14 protein-coding genes and 1 other RNA gene are annotated in these 15401 nt (G+C 75.8%); 5 read left to right on the top strand and 10 right to left on the bottom strand.

Features of this window, described 5'->3' with window-relative positions; genetic code table 11:
- Positions 1–10: 10 nt before the first annotated feature.
- Positions 11–1063 (top strand): GNAT family N-acetyltransferase, encoded by a 1053-nt coding sequence (locus FB458_RS01205; protein ID WP_141846051.1) that lies wholly within the window; start codon positions 11–13, stop codon positions 1061–1063.
- Between the two features lie 43 nt (positions 1064–1106).
- On the opposite strand, the gene FB458_RS21160 is transcribed toward FB458_RS01205, so the two are convergent.
- From FB458_RS21160 to FB458_RS01170, 8 genes are all read right to left on the bottom strand, one after another.
- Positions 1107–1844, bottom strand: a complete 738-nt coding sequence (locus FB458_RS21160) for an alpha/beta hydrolase (protein WP_170185527.1) — start codon at positions 1842–1844, stop codon at positions 1107–1109.
- Entirely contained in the window at positions 1841–2764 is a 924-nt protein-coding gene (locus FB458_RS21155; RefSeq protein WP_170185526.1) for a hypothetical protein, read from the bottom strand. Before FB458_RS21155 ends, FB458_RS21160 begins: the two co-directional genes overlap by 4 nt.
- 2 nt (positions 2765–2766) lie before the next feature.
- Positions 2767–4143 carry a TrpB-like pyridoxal phosphate-dependent enzyme gene (locus tag FB458_RS01195; protein ID WP_141846047.1) on the bottom strand — a complete coding sequence of 459 codons (1377 nt, stop codon included), beginning with the start codon at positions 4141–4143 and terminating at the stop codon, positions 2767–2769.
- Between the two features lie 114 nt (positions 4144–4257).
- Positions 4258–5472, bottom strand: coding sequence for an MFS transporter (locus tag FB458_RS01190; RefSeq protein WP_141846045.1), 1215 nt, complete (start codon positions 5470–5472; stop codon positions 4258–4260).
- Entirely contained in the window at positions 5469–6488 is a 1020-nt protein-coding gene (locus FB458_RS01185; RefSeq protein ID WP_141846043.1) for an NADP-dependent oxidoreductase, read from the bottom strand. The genes FB458_RS01190 and FB458_RS01185 overlap by 4 nt, the downstream gene beginning before the upstream one ends.
- 27 nt (positions 6489–6515) lie before the next feature.
- Positions 6516–7748, bottom strand: coding sequence for an MFS transporter (locus tag FB458_RS01180; RefSeq protein WP_141846041.1), 1233 nt, complete (start codon positions 7746–7748; stop codon positions 6516–6518).
- 1 nt (position 7749) lies between these two features.
- Entirely contained in the window at positions 7750–8295 is a 546-nt protein-coding gene (locus FB458_RS01175; protein WP_141846039.1) for a MarR family winged helix-turn-helix transcriptional regulator, read from the bottom strand.
- Positions 8296–8331: 36 nt separating this feature from the next.
- Positions 8332–8868 carry a DUF427 domain-containing protein gene (locus tag FB458_RS01170; protein ID WP_141846037.1) on the bottom strand — a complete coding sequence of 179 codons (537 nt, stop codon included), beginning with the start codon at positions 8866–8868 and terminating at the stop codon, positions 8332–8334.
- 147 nt (positions 8869–9015) lie between these two features.
- Here FB458_RS01170 and ssrA point away from each other — a divergent pair.
- Positions 9016–9383: a transfer-messenger RNA gene (gene ssrA / locus FB458_RS01165) on the top strand.
- A gap of 102 nt (positions 9384–9485) precedes the next feature.
- Here ssrA and trxA read toward each other — a convergent pair.
- Both trxA and FB458_RS01155 read right to left on the bottom strand, forming a co-directional pair.
- The gene (trxA, locus tag FB458_RS01160; protein ID WP_141846035.1) at positions 9486–9869 is read right to left on the bottom strand and encodes a thioredoxin; all 384 of its coding nucleotides are present in this window, start codon (positions 9867–9869) and stop codon (positions 9486–9488) included.
- Between the two features lie 28 nt (positions 9870–9897).
- Positions 9898–10590 carry an SIMPL domain-containing protein gene (locus FB458_RS01155; RefSeq protein ID WP_141846033.1) on the bottom strand — a complete coding sequence of 231 codons (693 nt, stop codon included), beginning with the start codon at positions 10588–10590 and terminating at the stop codon, positions 9898–9900.
- A 183-nt stretch (positions 10591–10773) separates the two neighbouring features.
- Between FB458_RS01155 and FB458_RS01150 the strand changes: the two genes are divergently transcribed.
- The 3 genes from FB458_RS01150 (at position 10774) to FB458_RS22010 (ending at position 15174) form a co-directional block, all read left to right on the top strand.
- A complete protein-coding gene (locus FB458_RS01150) occupies positions 10774–12306 on the top strand; it encodes a lytic murein transglycosylase (RefSeq protein WP_211355893.1) in 1533 nt (510 codons plus the stop codon).
- Between the two features lie 37 nt (positions 12307–12343).
- Complete coding sequence (locus FB458_RS21150) at positions 12344–12730, top strand: VanZ family protein (RefSeq protein ID WP_170185525.1); 387 nt, start codon at positions 12344–12346, stop codon at positions 12728–12730.
- 227 nt (positions 12731–12957) lie between these two features.
- Entirely contained in the window at positions 12958–15174 is a 2217-nt protein-coding gene (locus tag FB458_RS22010) for a DEAD/DEAH box helicase (protein ID WP_141846029.1), read from the top strand.
- Positions 15175–15401: the final 227 nt, after the last annotated feature.

Below are 15401 nucleotides of genomic sequence, written 5' to 3'. Positions count from 1 at the left end.
GAATGGGGCGATGGTCTCCCTCCCGCTCGACCCCGTGCCCGCGCTGCCCGACGGCTGGTCCGCGCGGGTGCCCACGCCGGAGGACCTGCCGGCGCTCGTGACGCTGGGGACGGCGCGCCGTACGGCGAACCGCGGCAGCGGCAGCGCCGACCCGGACGCCGTCACCGCGGAGGTGCTCGGGCGCGGGTCGTGGACCCGGCGGCAGGCCGTCGCGGTCGACCCCGCCGGGCGGGTGCGCGGGTGGGCGACCGTGCACGACCGGGCCGCCGGCCGCACCGTCGTCGAGCTGACCGTCGACCCGGACCTGCCGGACCCTGACGCCGACGCGGTCGCGGCCGGGCTCGTGCCGTGGCTGGAGACCGTCGGGCTCGAGTACGCCGCCGCGCGCGGCCTGGCCGGGACCCGGCTCGACGCCCTGCTCGACGAGGGCGACGAGCGGCAGCGGCGCTGGCTCGAGGCCGCCGGCTACGCGTGCACGCGCACCTGGCTCAACATGGGCCGCCCGGTCGCGGCGGGGGAGGACCCGCCCGGCCCGCGCGCCGGGGTCGTCGTCCGCCGGGTCGGGGTGCACGAGCTGCCCGACGGGACGACGCTGCCCGTCGCCGAGGACCTGCAGGCCGTGCACCGCGTCCTCGAGGAGTCGTTCGAGGACCACTGGGGCTCCTACCGGGAGTCGTTCCCCGAGTTCGCGCAGCGGCTGCGCGAGGACCCCGGGCACCGCTGGGACCACTGGTGGCTCGCGCTCGTCGAGGTCGACGGCGCCCCGATGGCCGGGGGCGCGCTCGTCTCGTCGGTGCTGCCCGCCGACGCCGCCGGCGTGGAGGGCACGTACCTCGACTACATCGGCGTGCACCGCCGCGCCCGCGGCCTCGGCGTCGCGAAGGCGTTGCTGCACACCATGATCCGCGACGCCGCCGAGCGCGGCCGCGACCGCGTCGCCCTCGAGGTCGACGCCGACAGCCCCACCGCCGCCGACGGCCTCTACCGCTCGATGGGGTGGCAGACGCGGTACGTCACCCAGTCCTGGCAGCGAGACACCGGACATTATCGGGCGACCCGATAATGTCAGCCTCTGCCGGAGAACCGTTGTCCGGCGAAGGTCACGGTTATCGGGTCGCCCGATAAAGTCCGGTGCCCACGACCGTGGCGGCCAGGTCGTCGCCGTGGGTGAAGAGGTTGTTGTGCGAGCCGCCCAGCAGCCGGGTGACGACCTGCGGTGACGCGCTCGCGGCGGACGCCAGCTGCTCGAGCCACGAGGCGGGGGCGTAGGTGTCGGCGCGGCCGGCGGTGAGCAGCAGCGGCAGGCGCAGGTCGCGGATCCGCTCCTCGGGGCGGTCCCGCACCCCGGAGACGACGTACGCCGCCACCCGCGCGTGACCGCGCAGCAGCTCGGGGAGCACGACGGCCTCGCGCAGCGAGTCCTCCCGGTACGCCGTCGCGGTGGCGGCGGCCAGCCGCAGCAGCCCCCGCTGCCCGGGCGCGAACGTCGGCCCGGCGAGGGCGAGCGCGGCGTCCGGTCGCTCGTCCTGGACGGCGAGCGCGGCGGCGAGCGCGGACTGCGCGCCGGTCGAGTGCCCCAGCAGGACCAGGGGACGGCCCGGCGGGAGGCGCCGCGTCCACTCGGCCGTCGCCGCGCCGACCTGCTCGACCTGTGGCGCGCAGACCAGCGCGCCCGGCGCGCCGAACCCCGGCAGGTCGAGGACCGCGCACGCCCAGCCGCGGGCGGCCAGCGCCCGCGCCGTCGGGGCGACGTACGACGGCAGGCCGAGGCCGGGCACGAGCGCCACCACGGGTCCGGCGTCGCGGTCGCCCCACCAGCGCACCCGGGTGCGACCCGCGGTCACCGGCGGGCCCGGGCCGGTCGCGCGGCGAGCTGGCTGCGGTCGCGCGCGTCCCACAGCTCGGCGGTCTGCACGACCCAGAAGACGGCGAAACCGGCGATGAGCAGGGCCTCGAGCCAGAAGACGACGTGCTCGCCGATCCCGAGCGCGGCGAGCGGGCCGAGGACGACGAAGGCGAGGAGCAGCTCGGCGAGCACTCCCTGGTAGAGGCGCAGGTACGGCGCCCCGGGCACGGGCGCGCCCGCCCGCCGCGCCAGCGCCGGGACGGCGTTGAGCGCGACGACCCCGCTGACCCCGGCGAAGAGCAGCACGGCGGCCGGGACGTGGCCGTGCTCGCGGACCACCGCCGGCGCGACGAGCTGCAGGACCCAGCCCACCGCGACGACGACGGTGCCGACCACGAGCGACGCCCGTCCCGTGCGACCGCGACGCGCGGCGTGCTCGGTGCGCCGGCGGACGTACCAGCGCACGACGACGAGCCCGGTCAGCCCGACGAGCAGGGCGAGGACGTTGTTGGACACGGCGTCGGCCAGCCGGTGCGCCGTCGGCACGTCGGCCCCGGGGCAGCGCGCCCCGGGCTCACCGGCGACGAGCGGGCGCAGCGGGACGAAGCCGACGACGAGCGCGAAGGCCCCGCTGAAGTCCAGCGCGTGGTCCTCCCACGTGCTGTTGCCCTCGTGGACGACGAGCAGCACCCCGACCGCGACGAGGACGGCCACGAAGACCGACCGCGCCGCGGTGTACCAGTAGGCGCTCACCGACCCCAGGTAGCACCCGCCGTCCTGCCCGACCTGCAGCGCCACGGCGGCGAGCAGGGTGAGCAGGAGCAGCGGGATGCCGACCCGGACCGAGCGGAAGGTGCCGACGGCGGGGGTGACGTCGAGGCCGGGTGAGGTGGGCGGGGGACCGGTGGGGGCCGCCACCGTCAGGCGCCGGCCGGCACCTGCGGGAGCCGGGAGAGCGCGTCCGCGAACCGCGCGTCGTCGGCGTCCTCGTCGACCATCCGGCCGGACAGGAACGCGTCGTACGCCGCGAGGTCGAGGTGGCCGTGCCCGCAGAGCGCCGTGAGGATGACCTTCTCCTCGCCGGACTCCTTGCAGGCCAGCGCCTCCCGGATGCAGGCGGCCAGCGCGTGAGTCGGCTCGGGCGCCGGCACGATGCCCTCGGTCCGCGCGAACTGGACCGCCGCGGTGAAGCACTCGGTCTGCGGGATCGCCGTCGCGGTCATCAGCCCGAGCTCGTAGACGTGGCTCAGCAGCGGCGACATCCCGTGGTAGCGCAGCCCGCCCGCGTGGATCGGGTCCGGCACGAAGTCGTGTCCCAGGGTGTGCATCTTCATGAGCGGCGTCATGCCGGCGGTGTCGCCGAAGTCGTAGGCGTAGGTGCCCTTGGTCAGCGACGGGCACGACGCCGGCTCGACGGCCCGGATCTCGGGAGACATCTTCCCGGCGAGCTTCTCCCGCAGGAACGGGAAGACCAGCCCCCCGAAGTTCGACCCACCGCCGGTGCAGCCGACGATGACGTCGGCCTGCTCGCCGACCTTGGCCAGCTGCAGCAGCGCCTCCTCGCCGATGACGGTCTGGTGGAGCAGGACGTGGTTGAGGACGCTGCCGAGCGCGTAGCGGATGTCGTCGTGCTGCGCCGCGACCTCGACGGCCTCGGAGATGGCGATCCCGAGCGAGCCCGGGTGGTCCGGGCGGTCGGCGCGGATGGCCCGCCCGGCCGCCGTCAGCTCCGACGGCGAGCGGTGCACCGTGCCGCCGAAGGTCTCGATCATGATGCGGCGGTAGGGCTTCTGGTCGTAGCTCGCGCCGACCTGCCACACCTCGCACTCGAGGCCGAACTGCGCGCAGGCGAACGCGAGCGCCGTGCCCCACTGGCCGGCGCCGGTCTCGGTCGTCAGCTTCCGCACGCCGGCCTTGGCGTTGTAGTACGCCTGCGGCACAGCCGTGTTCGGCTTGTGGGAGCCGGCGGGGGAGACCCCCTCGTACTTGTAGTAGATCCGGGCCGGGGTGCCGAGCGCCTTCTCCAGCGCGTGCGCGCGGAAGAGCGGCGACGGCCGCCACAGCCGGTAGACGTCCTGGACCTCCTCCGGGATGTCGACGTACCGCTCGGTCGTCACCTCCTGCTCGATGAGGTCCATCGGGAACAGCGGCGCGAGGTCCTCCGGGCCGACCGGCTGCAGCGTGCCGGGGTGCAGCGGCGGGGGCGGCGGCGCCGGCAGGTCGGGGATGATGTTGTACCAGCGGGTCGGCATCTCCGACTCGTCGAGCAGGATCTTGTGCGTTGTCGGCGTCGCCATGGCCGCACCCTACGTCGCCGCTCCGCACCCGGGCAGCCCGCTGCCCACCAGCCGGTACGACGCCCGGTACGACGCCCCGTACGGCGTCCTGTACGGCGCCTCCCACGCGGTCGGTCAGGCCGCGCGCGTGCGGCGCTGGTCGACGACGAGGGCGACCAGCGCCACGACGGCGAGGACGGCGACGGCGACCGAGAACGCGACCCCGGCCGGTTGCACGCCCCAGCGCTGCGACGCCAGCCCGTCCCCGACGACGGGGAGCGAGATGGCGACGTACGCGACGACGAAGAAGGCCGACATGGTCGCCGCCCGCTGGGCGCCGTCGACCTTGCCGAGCACCGCGGCGAGGCCCTTGCTGAACGACAGCCCCTGACCGGCGCCGCTGACGACGGCGGCGAGGAGCATGAGCGGCAGCGCGTCGCGGGCCAGCGCGACGGCGAGCAGCACGGTCCCGACCGCCAGGAGGGCGCAGCCGAGGTTGGCGGCGGTGTCGACCGGCACCGCGGTGAGCAGCACCTGCGCGAGCACGGAGGCGAGCATGAGCGCCCCGACCACCGACACCGACAGCAGCGGCCCGGCGCCCGGGACGGCCTGGGCGACGAGCTTCGGTGACACGGCGGTCATCAGCCCGAGGACCGCGAAGCCGGCGAACCCGACGATGCTCGCGGCGACGAACGTCGAGCGGGCGTCGGACGGGACGATCGGCCGCTGCACCCGCAGCCGCGCCCCCGGCTCGGGGCGGACCGTCTCCGGCACCCGCCAGGTCAGGGCGAGCAGCACGAGGGTGGCGACGACGTGGACGGCGAAGGACAGCCCGGTCGGCCACGCGAAGAGGGAGATGAGCCCGGCCGCGACGACCGGGCCGACCCCGAGCCCGCCGATGTTGGCGACGGTCGCGACCAGGGGGGCGCGCCCCTTCCACCGCTCCGGCGCCTGCTCGAGGACGGCGGCGGTGCCCGAGCCGACGTACACCCCGGCGGAGAGGCCGGAGACGAGGCGGCCGAGCAGGAGCACCCAGGTGGCCCCGGCGAGCAGGAAGACGACGTCGCTGAGCAGCGACAGCCCCAGACCGGCGAGCAGCAGGGGCCGGCGGCCGACGGCGTCGGACCACGGGCCGGTGACGACGAGGGCGGCCAGGACCCCGACGGCGTACATCGCGAAGATCACCGTGACGGTGGCGACCTCGAAGCCGAAGTCCTTCTGCCAGAACGAGTACATCGGCGTCGGCAGTGTCGCGCCGAGCATCGTCACCGCGAACGCGAGGGCGACGACCGCGAACGAGCCCCCGGTGACCCCGGGGCTCGTCTCGGCGGGGTGTCGGGCGTCCGTCACAGCCGGACGAGCATCTTGCCCGTGTTGCCGCCGGTGAGCAGGGCCTGGAACCCGTGCACGGCCTCCTCGATCCCCTCGACGACGGTCTCGCGCCACTGCACCTTGCCCTCGCGGACCCAGCCGCCGACCTCGCGCTCGAAGTCGTCGCGCAGATCGAGGTGGTCGCTCTGGATGAAGCCCTCGATCCGCAGCCGCTTGCCGATGACGAGGGCGAGGTTGCGCGGCCCCGGGGCGGCCTCGGTGTCGTTGTAGCGCTGGATCATCCCGCAGATCGCGGCGCGGCCGTGCTGCTTGAACGAGCTGAGCGCCGCCTCGAGGTGGTCGCCGCCGACGTTGTCGAAGTAGACGTCGATGCCGTCGGGGGCCGCCTCCTCGAGGGCCTTCCCGATCGGCTCGGCCTTGTAGTCGATCGCCCGGTCGAAGCCGAGGTCGTCGACGAGCCAGCGGGTCTTCTCCGGGCCGCCGGCGCTGCCGACGACGAGCGAGGCGCCCTTGAGGTGGGCGATCTGGCCGACGAGCGAGCCGACGGAGCCGGCCGCGGCGGAGACGAAGACGACGTCGCCCTCGCGGAACCCGGCGACCCGCAGCAGACCGGCGTACGCCGTCAGGCCGGTCATGCCGAGCACGCCGAGCCACGCCTGCGACGGGGCGACGTCGGTGTCGACGACGCGCAGCGCGCGGCCGGGCAGGACGGCGTGCGTGCGCCAGCCGAGCCCGTGCAGGACGGTGTCGCCGACCTGCACCGCCCGGCCGGTGCTGTCCTTCACCTCGCCCGAGACCTCGCGGACGACGCCGACGGCGCCGCCGTCCATCGGCGCGCCCAGCCGGAAGGCCGGCACGTACGACGGCCCGTCGTTCATCCGGCCGCGCATGTAGGGGTCGACGGAGAGGAAGGTGTTGCGCACGAGGACGGTGTCGTCGTCGAGACGGGGACGCTCACCGCCGACGAGCTCGAAGTCCTCGTCGACGGGGGCGCCCTGCGGGCGCCGGACGAGGTGCCACTCCTGGTAGTCCATGGCCCCATCCCACCACCGGCGCGCCCCTCACGTATCGGCCGGGTCGCGGGGGAGGGCGGCGGACAGCGGCCGGCACCCGCCCGCGAGCAGCGCGAGGGCGACCACGACGGCGAGCCCGCCGGTGACCAGGCTGGTCGCGGGCGAGGTGAGCGAGGCGACGAGGCCGCCGCGGGCGTTGCCGAGCTGCGGGCCGCCGACCCCGACGACGTACTCGAGCGAGGAGAGCCGGCCGCGCAGCCGGTCCGGGGTCGAGAGCTGGACGACGGTGGTGCGCAGGACGACGGACAGGGTGTCGGCGGCGCCGGCCACGGCGAGGGCCGCGAGGACCAGCGGAAGACCCGGAGCCACCCCGGCCGCGGCGAGCCCGAGCCCCCAGACCGTCCCCGTGACGAGCAGCGCCCGGCCGGGTCGCTCGAGGTGGCGCACGAAGCCCGAGAGCCCCATGGCCAGCACCCCGCCCACCGCCGGGGCCGAGCCGAGCAGGCCCAGCACCCGTGGGTCGCCGGCGAAGCGGGCCGCGGTGAGCGCCGGCAGCACGGAGAACGGCATGGCCAGCGCGGTCGCGAGCAGGTCGCTGAGCAGGGCGCCACCGACGGCCGGCCGGTCGCGGGCGAAGCGCAGGCCGTCGAGGACCGCCGCCGGGCGGCGCCGGGCCGCGCCGCCCGCCGGCGGGAGCGCGGGCAGCCGCCACACGGCGACGAGCGCCGCGAGGAAGGTCGCCGCGTCGAGCAGGTAGCACAGCCGCACCCCGCCCGCCGCGGTGAGCAGCCCGGCCAGGGAGGGCCCGCCGACGAGCGCCAGCTGGAACGAGGTCTGGGTCAGCGCCAGTCCCGACGGCAGCAACGCGGCCCCGAGCAGCGCCGGCGCGACGGTGCGCTGGGCCGGCACCTGCAGGCCGGACAGCACGGCCGAGACGACGCTGAGCCCGAAGACCGCCGTCAGCGAGCCGCCCGCCAGGGCCTGCCCGACGAGGGCGAGGGAGACCAGCGTCTGGGCGGCACCGGTCGCGAGCAGCAGCCGCCGCCGGTCGGTCGAGTCGGCGACGACCCCGCCGAGCAGGCCGACCACGAGGGTCGGGACGAGGGTGGTGACGGCGAGCAGGCCGACGGCCGCGGACGACCCCGTGGTCCGGAAGACCTGCAGGGTGACCGCGAACGTCGTCAGCTGGCTCCCGACCCCGGAGAGGGTGGCGCCGAGCCACAGCCGGCGGAAGGCCGGCACGGTGCGCAGCGGGGTGACGTCGAGCAGCAGGCGTGCCACCTCAGCGACCGGTCACCGGTGCCTCGCCCGGCTCCTCCAGGTGGGCGCGCAGCCGCTGCGCGAGCGGCCGGCGGGCGACGGCGGCCCGCAGCTCGGCGACGACGGCCGACAGCGGGTGGCTCAGCTCGGCGTCGAGCTCGAGCCAGGTCCGCTCGGTCGCCCGCCACTCGGCGGCGCAGTACGGCGCCAGCCGCGCTCCCCGGGCGGTCAGCGCCACCGCGCGGGTGCGCCCGTCGCGGGTCGCCGAGGCCGGGGCGTCCTCGACGAGCCCGGCCCGCCGCAGCGCGGTGACCGTCTGGCTCATCGCCGAGTGCGTGACGTCGGCGTGGTCGGCCAGGGCGCGCACGGTGAGCGGGCCGTGCCGGTGCAGCCGCACCAGCGGACCGGCCCAGTGCGACCGGAACCCGCGCGCCGCCTCGGCGAGGACGGGGTCGTCGGCGGGGTCGAGGGCGTCGTACAGGCCGAGGATCTCGCGGTCGAAGGCCTGGAGGAGGCGGACGAGGTCGCGGACGAAGGAGGAGTCGAGGAGGTCGTCACCGTCGGGCACGACAGCACTGTAACAGTGCTGTCACATCCCGGGAGGTCACCAGCCCATCGAGCCCGGCCCACCCTTGAACGGCCCGACGACCGCCGAGGTCACCCACCCGCCGTAGAACCCGCCCTCCTGCGGCACGACCGTCTCGCCGCCGACCGTGCAGCGGTCGACCGCGGCGGGCATGACCGCCCACTGGCCGAGCAGCACGTCGTACCCGGTGGTGGGGTCGGGGTAGCCCCACGCGGCGCGCCGCGCGACGACGCTCGCGCCACCCACGTCGGTCACGACGAGGTCGGCGTACGACGCCACGCCCTTCCACTCGCAGTACGACGACCCGCTCGCCGGCCGCAGCGTGCCCGGCGCGAAGGCGGACGCGGGCAGGTAGTACGTCGGCGGGTGGCTCGTCTCGAGCACGCGGTGCGCGACCTCGGCGGGCCCCTCGCCGGAGCACCGGTCGGTGTCGGCGACGACGACCCCCGCGAGCTCGACGGTCAGGCGCACGGTGACCGGCTCGACCCGGGGCGGGCGCGGGTAGGCCCACACCGACTCCTGGCCGGGACCGGGGGTGATCGGGACGGGGCGCATCGGTCCTCCTGGACGTCGTACGGGCGGCGGGGGAGCGGGTGCGCAGGAACACGTGTGCACCGGCCCGCGTTCCCATGACATCATCGGGACGCCGGGACGTCTCGGTCGCTCGTTGACAACTGCACAGTGTGATGTGGTCACCCCCGCGGGGGTGATCGGTTTCGACGGTGGTCGCCTGACCAGGAGAAGCGGGCCGAGGATGCACGGTCATCTCGTCAAACGCTCCGTGCAAAACCATAGGTGCCGATTCCAAGCGCACCGACTTCGCCCTCGCCGCCTGAGCGAGCCTCGAAGTCCGTCGGCCTGAGCTCGTCCTCGTCTCAGTAGCCGGCGTCAGCTAGAGGACTTGCCGTGTCGTCATGCCGAGGGGCGACACGGGACTGCTACTCGGCTGGGCCTGTCGGGGGACGTGTGCGTGCGAGCCCCGGGGCCGAGAAAAGCCATAGCGCACTGCGCCCGGAGAAGTCCTGGCCACTCGTCATCGGACGCGGGTTCGATTCCCGCCACCTCCACCACCCACGTGGTGCCACATCACACCGTGCGGATCGTCCTCGAGCAACGACGACGGCCCCCTCCCGATCGGGAGGGGGCCGTCGCCGTACGTCGTCGCGGGCCGCTCAGGCGGTCGGCGCCTCCTGAGCGGCGCGGGCCTGCTCGACCTGACGGTGCACGTCGTCCATGTCGAGACCCTTGACGCCGTCGATGACCTGCTGGAGAGCATCGGCGGGCAGCGCGCCGGCCTGGCGGAAGACGAGGATGCCCTCGCGGAACGCCATGAGCGTCGGGATGGAGGAGATGTCGAGGGCGGCGGCCAGTGCCTGCTCGGCCTCGGTGTCGACCTTGGCGAAGAGGACGCCGTCGTTGGTCTCGGAGGCCTTGTCGTAGACGGGGGCGAAGCGCTGGCACGGTCCGCACCACGACGCCCACAGGTCGACCAGGACGATGTCGTTGTCCGTCACGGTCTGCTGGAAGGTCTGGGCGGTGAGCTCGGTCGTGGCCATGTGTCGGTCAACGGACCTCACCCGGGGATCATTCCGGCGTCGTCGACCGGTCCGTCGGGGCGGTGACGAGCGCGAAGGCGACGGCGACCGAGGCGGAGACGCCGTACTGGCCCGCCTCCACCGGCATCGACGCGCTGGCGGCCGCCACCATCTCCCGGGCCATCGGGCGCGGGCCGGGCACCCGCGCGCCGCCCTCGGCGACGGCGAGGACCGGACCGAGGGCAGCGCCGGCGAGGACGGCGTACTGCTCCGCCTTGGCGCGGGCGTCGGCGAACGCGGCGGCCCGCGCCCGCTCGCGCAGCGCGCTCGCGTCGGCGACCTCGAGGCCGATGTCGTCGATCCGCAGCCCGTCGCCGGCGGCCTGCGCGACGGCGTCCACGACGGGGTCGAGGCGGTCGAGGTCGCGCACGACGAGGGTCAGCTGGTGCCCCGCTTCGTAGCCGGTGATCCGCTGGCCGTCGCGGTCCCAGTGCGGCTGCACGTGCGCCCCGGTCGAGGCGACGTCGGCCGGGTCCACGGCCTGCGCGCGGACGGCGGCGCCGACCGCCGTGACGAGGGCCCCGGTCGCCCGCAGCGCGGCGGCGACGTCGCCGGCGCGGGCCGTCAGCGCGATCCGCAGCCGCACGACGTCGGGGGTGGCGCTGGCCTCCCCGGTCCCGACGACCTCGACGCGGCGCCCGTCGTCGTCGGGCCCGTGGTCGTGCTCGTGGTGGTGGCTCATGCCGTCACGGTACGGCGCCCGGGGGGCGTCGTACCGGCTCGTCACCCAGGGTTGGGGGAGTGGTCACCCGAAGGTGGGGGGACCGTCCGACGAGGTTCCGATGATCGAGGGGCGGGCGCACGCAAGTGTGCCTATGGTGGTCCGCAGGGACCCGGCGCGGGGAGCCGGTCCGCAGGGAAGGGCGTGGCAGTCGTGGTGTGGTTCGGCGTCGTACGGGACGACGACGCGATCGTGGAGTGGCAGCGCCAGGTCGCGGTGAGCCGTCGTGCGCCCGCGACCGGCCGCCTCGGCCAGCGGCTCTCGCGCGCCGTCGGCCTGCCCGTCGTCGCGACCGGCGCGGCGCTGCTCGCCATGCTGCCGCAGGTGCAGCTCGGGCCCGACCTCGCGGCCCCGCAGACCGACACGGCGCAGGTCCTCGCGCTCGGCCCCGTGGGGTACGACGTCGGCCTGGCCGACGACCGGGTGCTCGTGCCGCACGACGAGCAGGGTCGCGTCGTCGCCGACGGCGACACCCAGGACGTGCGCGACGGCTGGGACGCCCCGGGCATCGATCCCGGCGCGGCGTCCGCCGACGTCGCCGGGCTGCTGGCCCAGGACGCCGTCGACCCCGACGGCGCGACCGGACCGACCGGCGCGGTCGGCGCCGACGGCATCCCGACCACCGTGCTCGCCGCCTACCGGTCCGCCGAGTCGACGATGGCCCGGCTGGACCCCTCGTGCCACCTGCCCTGGTGGCTGCTGGCCGGGATCGGCCGGATCGAGTCCGGGCACGCGAGCGGCGGGCGGGTCACCGCCGACGGCACGACCCGGGGCCGGATCCTCGGACCCCGCCTCGACGGCTCGTGGGCCGGCACCTCGGTCATCCTCGACTCCGACGGCGGGGCGCTCGACGGCGACCCGAGCTACGACCGCGCGGTCGGGCCGATGCAGTTCCTGCCCGGCACGTGGCGCTCGTGGGGCCGCGACGGCAACGGCGACGGCGTCGCCGACCCGAACAACGTCTTCGACGCGGCGCTCGGCGCGGGCGCCTACCTGTGCGCCGGTGGCCGCGACCTCGCGACCGACGCCGGGATCGCCTCCGCGGTGCTGTCCTACAACTACTCGCAGTCCTACCTGCGGTCCGTCGTCACCTGGGGTCTGGCGTACCGCGACGGCGTGACGCCGACGCAGGACGCCGGCGGCGACGTCCCCGCCCCGCCGCGCTCCCCGTCGCCGCCGCCGGGGCCGCCGGCGACCTCCGGTACGCCGTCCCCGAGCTCCCCGCCGTCGTCGTCCTCGTCGACGACGTCGACCCCCTCGTCCTCCTCGACGACGTCCTCGGGGACGCCGACCTCGTCGACCGGCACCTCGGGGACCACGACGACCCCGCCGCCGAGCACGTCGACGAGCACGACGACGCCGCCGACGACGCCGCCGACGACCACGCCGCCGACGACGACCCCGAGCAGCTGCCCGACGCCGACCGGCTCGACGGGGACCACGTCCACCACGACCGGCACGACCGGCACGACCGGCACCACGACCGGCACGGGGACGCCGTCCACGACGACCACCACCTCGACCGGCACCTCGACCTCGACCGGCGCACCCACCGGGTGCCCGACCGACCCGACGAGCACGACGAGCACGACCTCCAGCACGATGACCACCGGCACGGGGACGCCGTCCGGGACCGGCACGTCCGCGGTGGCGCCCTCGGCGTCCGGACGCTCCTGACGTCCCGGCCCCGGCGGGCCGTGCGAGGCTGGGAGGCGTGAGCAGCACGCGGCGGTCCCCGCTCCTCGGCGTCCTGGCCCTGGTGGCGGTGGCGCTGCAGCTGGCCGCGCTCTACTGGCCGCGGGTGACGATCGAGGGCCCGACGACGTGGACCGACAAGCTCGTCCACCCGGCGATCTTCGCGCTGCCGCTCGTCCTCGTCTCGCTGTGGTGGGGTCGGTGGCGTCCCGTCCTGCTCGTGCTGCTCGTGCACGCCCCGGTGAGCGAGCTCGTCCAGCACTACGTGCTGCCCCACCGCGACGGCGACGTCCTCGACGCGCTCACCGACGTGGCCGGGTTGGTGGTCGGGCTGCTCGTCCTCGCGCTGGTCGCCCGGGTCCGGCGCTCGCGCGGTCGGACCCGCGCCGCGGCGCTGGTAGACTGAAGGTGCCCTGACTCCGAGGCGCACAGCCGCGCCCCTGGTGACCGTCCCCGGTCACCGAGCATTCCCGACACGGAGAGGGCCACCAGGTCGGCCAGCACCCTGCTGCGCACCGGCCCGTACGGCGCGTGGAGCGCCGACGTCCCGAGGGCTCGTCTTCTTGGGGTCACGCACCAGGCGTGGCTCGAGGCGTGTCCGCCCCGAGTCACGTGAGTGAGCTGATTGCTGTCATGACCCCGTCCACCTCCCCGTCCTCCGCCAAGAAGCCGCGCTGGAGCACCGAGAAGAAGAGCGCCGCTCGCAAGGCCCCGGCCGGCCGCGGCCGCCCCGACCACCGCGACGGCGCCGAGCCGCGCTCCTTCCGCCCGCGCGAGGACCGTCCCGCCCGCGCCGACCGCGACGACCGCCCCGACCGCGGCGACCGCCCGTTCCGCTCGCGCGACGAGCGCCCGTTCCGCTCCGACGACCGCGGTGACCGCGGCGGCTTCCGGCCCCGGGAGGACCGCCCGTTCCGCTCCCGCGACGACCGTGGTGGCGACCGCGCGCCGTACCGTCCCCGTGAGGACCGTCCGTTCCGCGGCCGGGACGAGCGTGGCGAGCGCGGCGACCGTGCGCCGTACCGCGCCCGTGAGGACCGTCCGTTCCGCAGCCGCGACGACCGTGGCGAGCGCGCCGAGCGCGGCGGCTACGCCGGCCGCGACGACCGTGCGCCGTACCGCCCCCGTGAGGACCGTCCGTTCCGTAGCCGCGACGACCGTGGCGAGCGCGCCGAGCGCGGCGGCTACGCCGGCCGCGACGACCGTGCGCCGTACCGCCCCCGTGAGGACCGTCCGTTCCGCAGCCGCGACGACCGTGGCGAGCGCGCCGAGCGCGGCGGCTACGCCGGCCGCGACGACCGTGCGCCGTACCGACCCCGCGAGGAGCGCCCGGCCCGCTCCTGGGACAGCCAGCCGTCGCGCGGCGAGCGCCACGGTCGCCGGGACGACGCGCCCCGCCACGGCGGCCACGCGCACACCGCCGGCCACCCGACCCGTCCCGGCCAGGACGCCGAGTCGGAGCGGCTCGCCGCGGACACCTGGACCAAGGCGACGAGCGCGCACGTGGTCACGGGTCCGGTGACCGTGGCCGAGGACAACGGCTTCGCCGCCCTCGGCCTGCCCGAGCGGCTGGTCGAGCGCCTCGCCCGCGACGGCATCACCACGCCGTTCCCGATCCAGTCCGCGACGGTCCCCGACGCCCTCGCCGGCAAGGACGTCCTCGGCCGCGGCCGCACCGGCTCGGGCAAGACGCTGGCCTTCGGCCTCCCGGTCGTCACCCGGCTGCTCGCCCTCACCGACGAGCGCGGCCGCTCGGCCGCCCGCCGCCCCCGCGCGCTCGTCATGGTGCCGACCCGCGAGCTGGCCATGCAGGTCTCCGACGTGCTCGAGCCGCTCGTGCACGTCGTCGGTCTGCGGCACAAGCTCGTCGCCGGCGGCCTCAGCTACACCAACCAGATCTCCGCCCTCGAGCGCGGCGTCGACCTGCTCATCGCCACGCCGGGTCGGCTCGCCGACCTGCTGGAGCGCGGCGCCGTGGAGCTCGACGACGTCGTCGTCACCGTCCTCGACGAGGCCGACCACATGGCCGAGATGGGCTTCCTGCCGGAGATCACCGCGATCCTCGACAAGATCCCCGGCGGCGGTCAGCGACTGCTCTTCTCCGCGACGCTGGACTCCGGCATCGACGGGCTCGTCGAGCGCTACCTCACCGACCCGGTCGTGCACTCGACCGACGAGGCGCAGGCCAGCGTGTCGACGATGGACCACCACGTCCTGCTCGTCCACCCGCACCACAAGAAGCGGATCACCGCCGAGGTGGCCGGTCGTCCCGGCCGCACCATCGTGTTCGTGCGCACCAAGCTCGGCGCCGACCGCGTCGCCGGCGAGCTGCGCGAGCAGGGCGTCCTCGCGGCCGCGCTGCACGGCGGCCTGAGCCAGGGCGTGCGCAACCGCGTCCTCGGCGCGTTCCGCGACGGCTCGCTGCCGGTCCTCGTCGCCACCGACGTCGCCGCCCGCGGCATCCACGTCGACGACGTCACCGTGGTCCTGCAGGTCGACCCGCCGGCCGACCACAAGGACTACCTGCACCGCTCGGGCCGGACGGCGCGCGCGGGGGAGAAGGGCGCCGTCGTCACCCTCGCGCTGCCGCACCAGAAGCGGACCATGGAGCGCCAGCTGCGCGAGGCGGGCGTCGACACGGCCCCCGTCGCCGCGGCCCCCGGTGACGAGGTGCTCGTCGCCGCCGGCGCCACCGAGCCGTCCGGCGTCCCCGTCCCCGACGCGGTCTACCGCCGGCTCATCGAGGCCCCGGCGCGTCCGCGCGGCGGTCGCCCCGGCGGCCCGCGCGGTGGCGGTCCCGGCCGTCGTCCGGCCCCCCGCACGGCCTCGCGCCGCGAGCCGCGCTACTGAGCCACCCCGGGTCGTCGTACGGCCCCCGTCGTCGCCCCGTCCCGCCCTGCGCGGGCGGGGCGGCGGCGTTCCCCGACCTCGCCGGACATGGTGAGGCCCCGCCGGAGAACGGTTCTCCTGCGGGGCCGGACATTATCGGGTCGCCCGATAATGTCCGCCTCCGCCGGACAACGGTTCTCGGGTGGAGCCCGACGTTCTCGGGGGCGACCGATCGTGTCCGGGGCCGC

It is taken from the genome of Lapillicoccus jejuensis (assembly GCF_006715055.1).
Taxonomy (GTDB): Bacteria; Actinomycetota; Actinomycetes; order Actinomycetales; family Dermatophilaceae; genus Lapillicoccus; species Lapillicoccus jejuensis.
This window is presented reverse-complemented; position numbering and strand designations above follow the sequence as displayed.

Excerpts from the sequence above, each read along its gene's own strand:
- FB458_RS01185 (WP_141846043.1), bottom strand. The coding sequence starts at position 6,488 with ATGGACTACCAGGAGTGGCACCTCGTCCGGCGCCCGCAGGGCGCCCCC.
- FB458_RS01155 (WP_141846033.1), bottom strand. The coding sequence starts at position 10,590 with ATGAGCCACCACCACGAGCACGACCACGGGCCCGACGACGACGGGCGC.
- FB458_RS01205 (WP_141846051.1), top strand. The coding sequence starts at position 11 with ATGGTCTCCCTCCCGCTCGACCCCGTGCCCGCGCTGCCCGACGGCTGG.
- FB458_RS22010 (WP_141846029.1), top strand. The coding sequence starts at position 12,958 with ATGACCCCGTCCACCTCCCCGTCCTCCGCCAAGAAGCCGCGCTGGAGC.
- FB458_RS01195 (WP_141846047.1), bottom strand. The coding sequence starts at position 4,143 with ATGGCGACGCCGACAACGCACAAGATCCTGCTCGACGAGTCGGAGATG.
- trxA (WP_141846035.1), bottom strand. The coding sequence starts at position 9,869 with ATGGCCACGACCGAGCTCACCGCCCAGACCTTCCAGCAGACCGTGACG.
- FB458_RS01170 (WP_141846037.1), bottom strand. The coding sequence starts at position 8,868 with ATGCGCCCCGTCCCGATCACCCCCGGTCCCGGCCAGGAGTCGGTGTGG.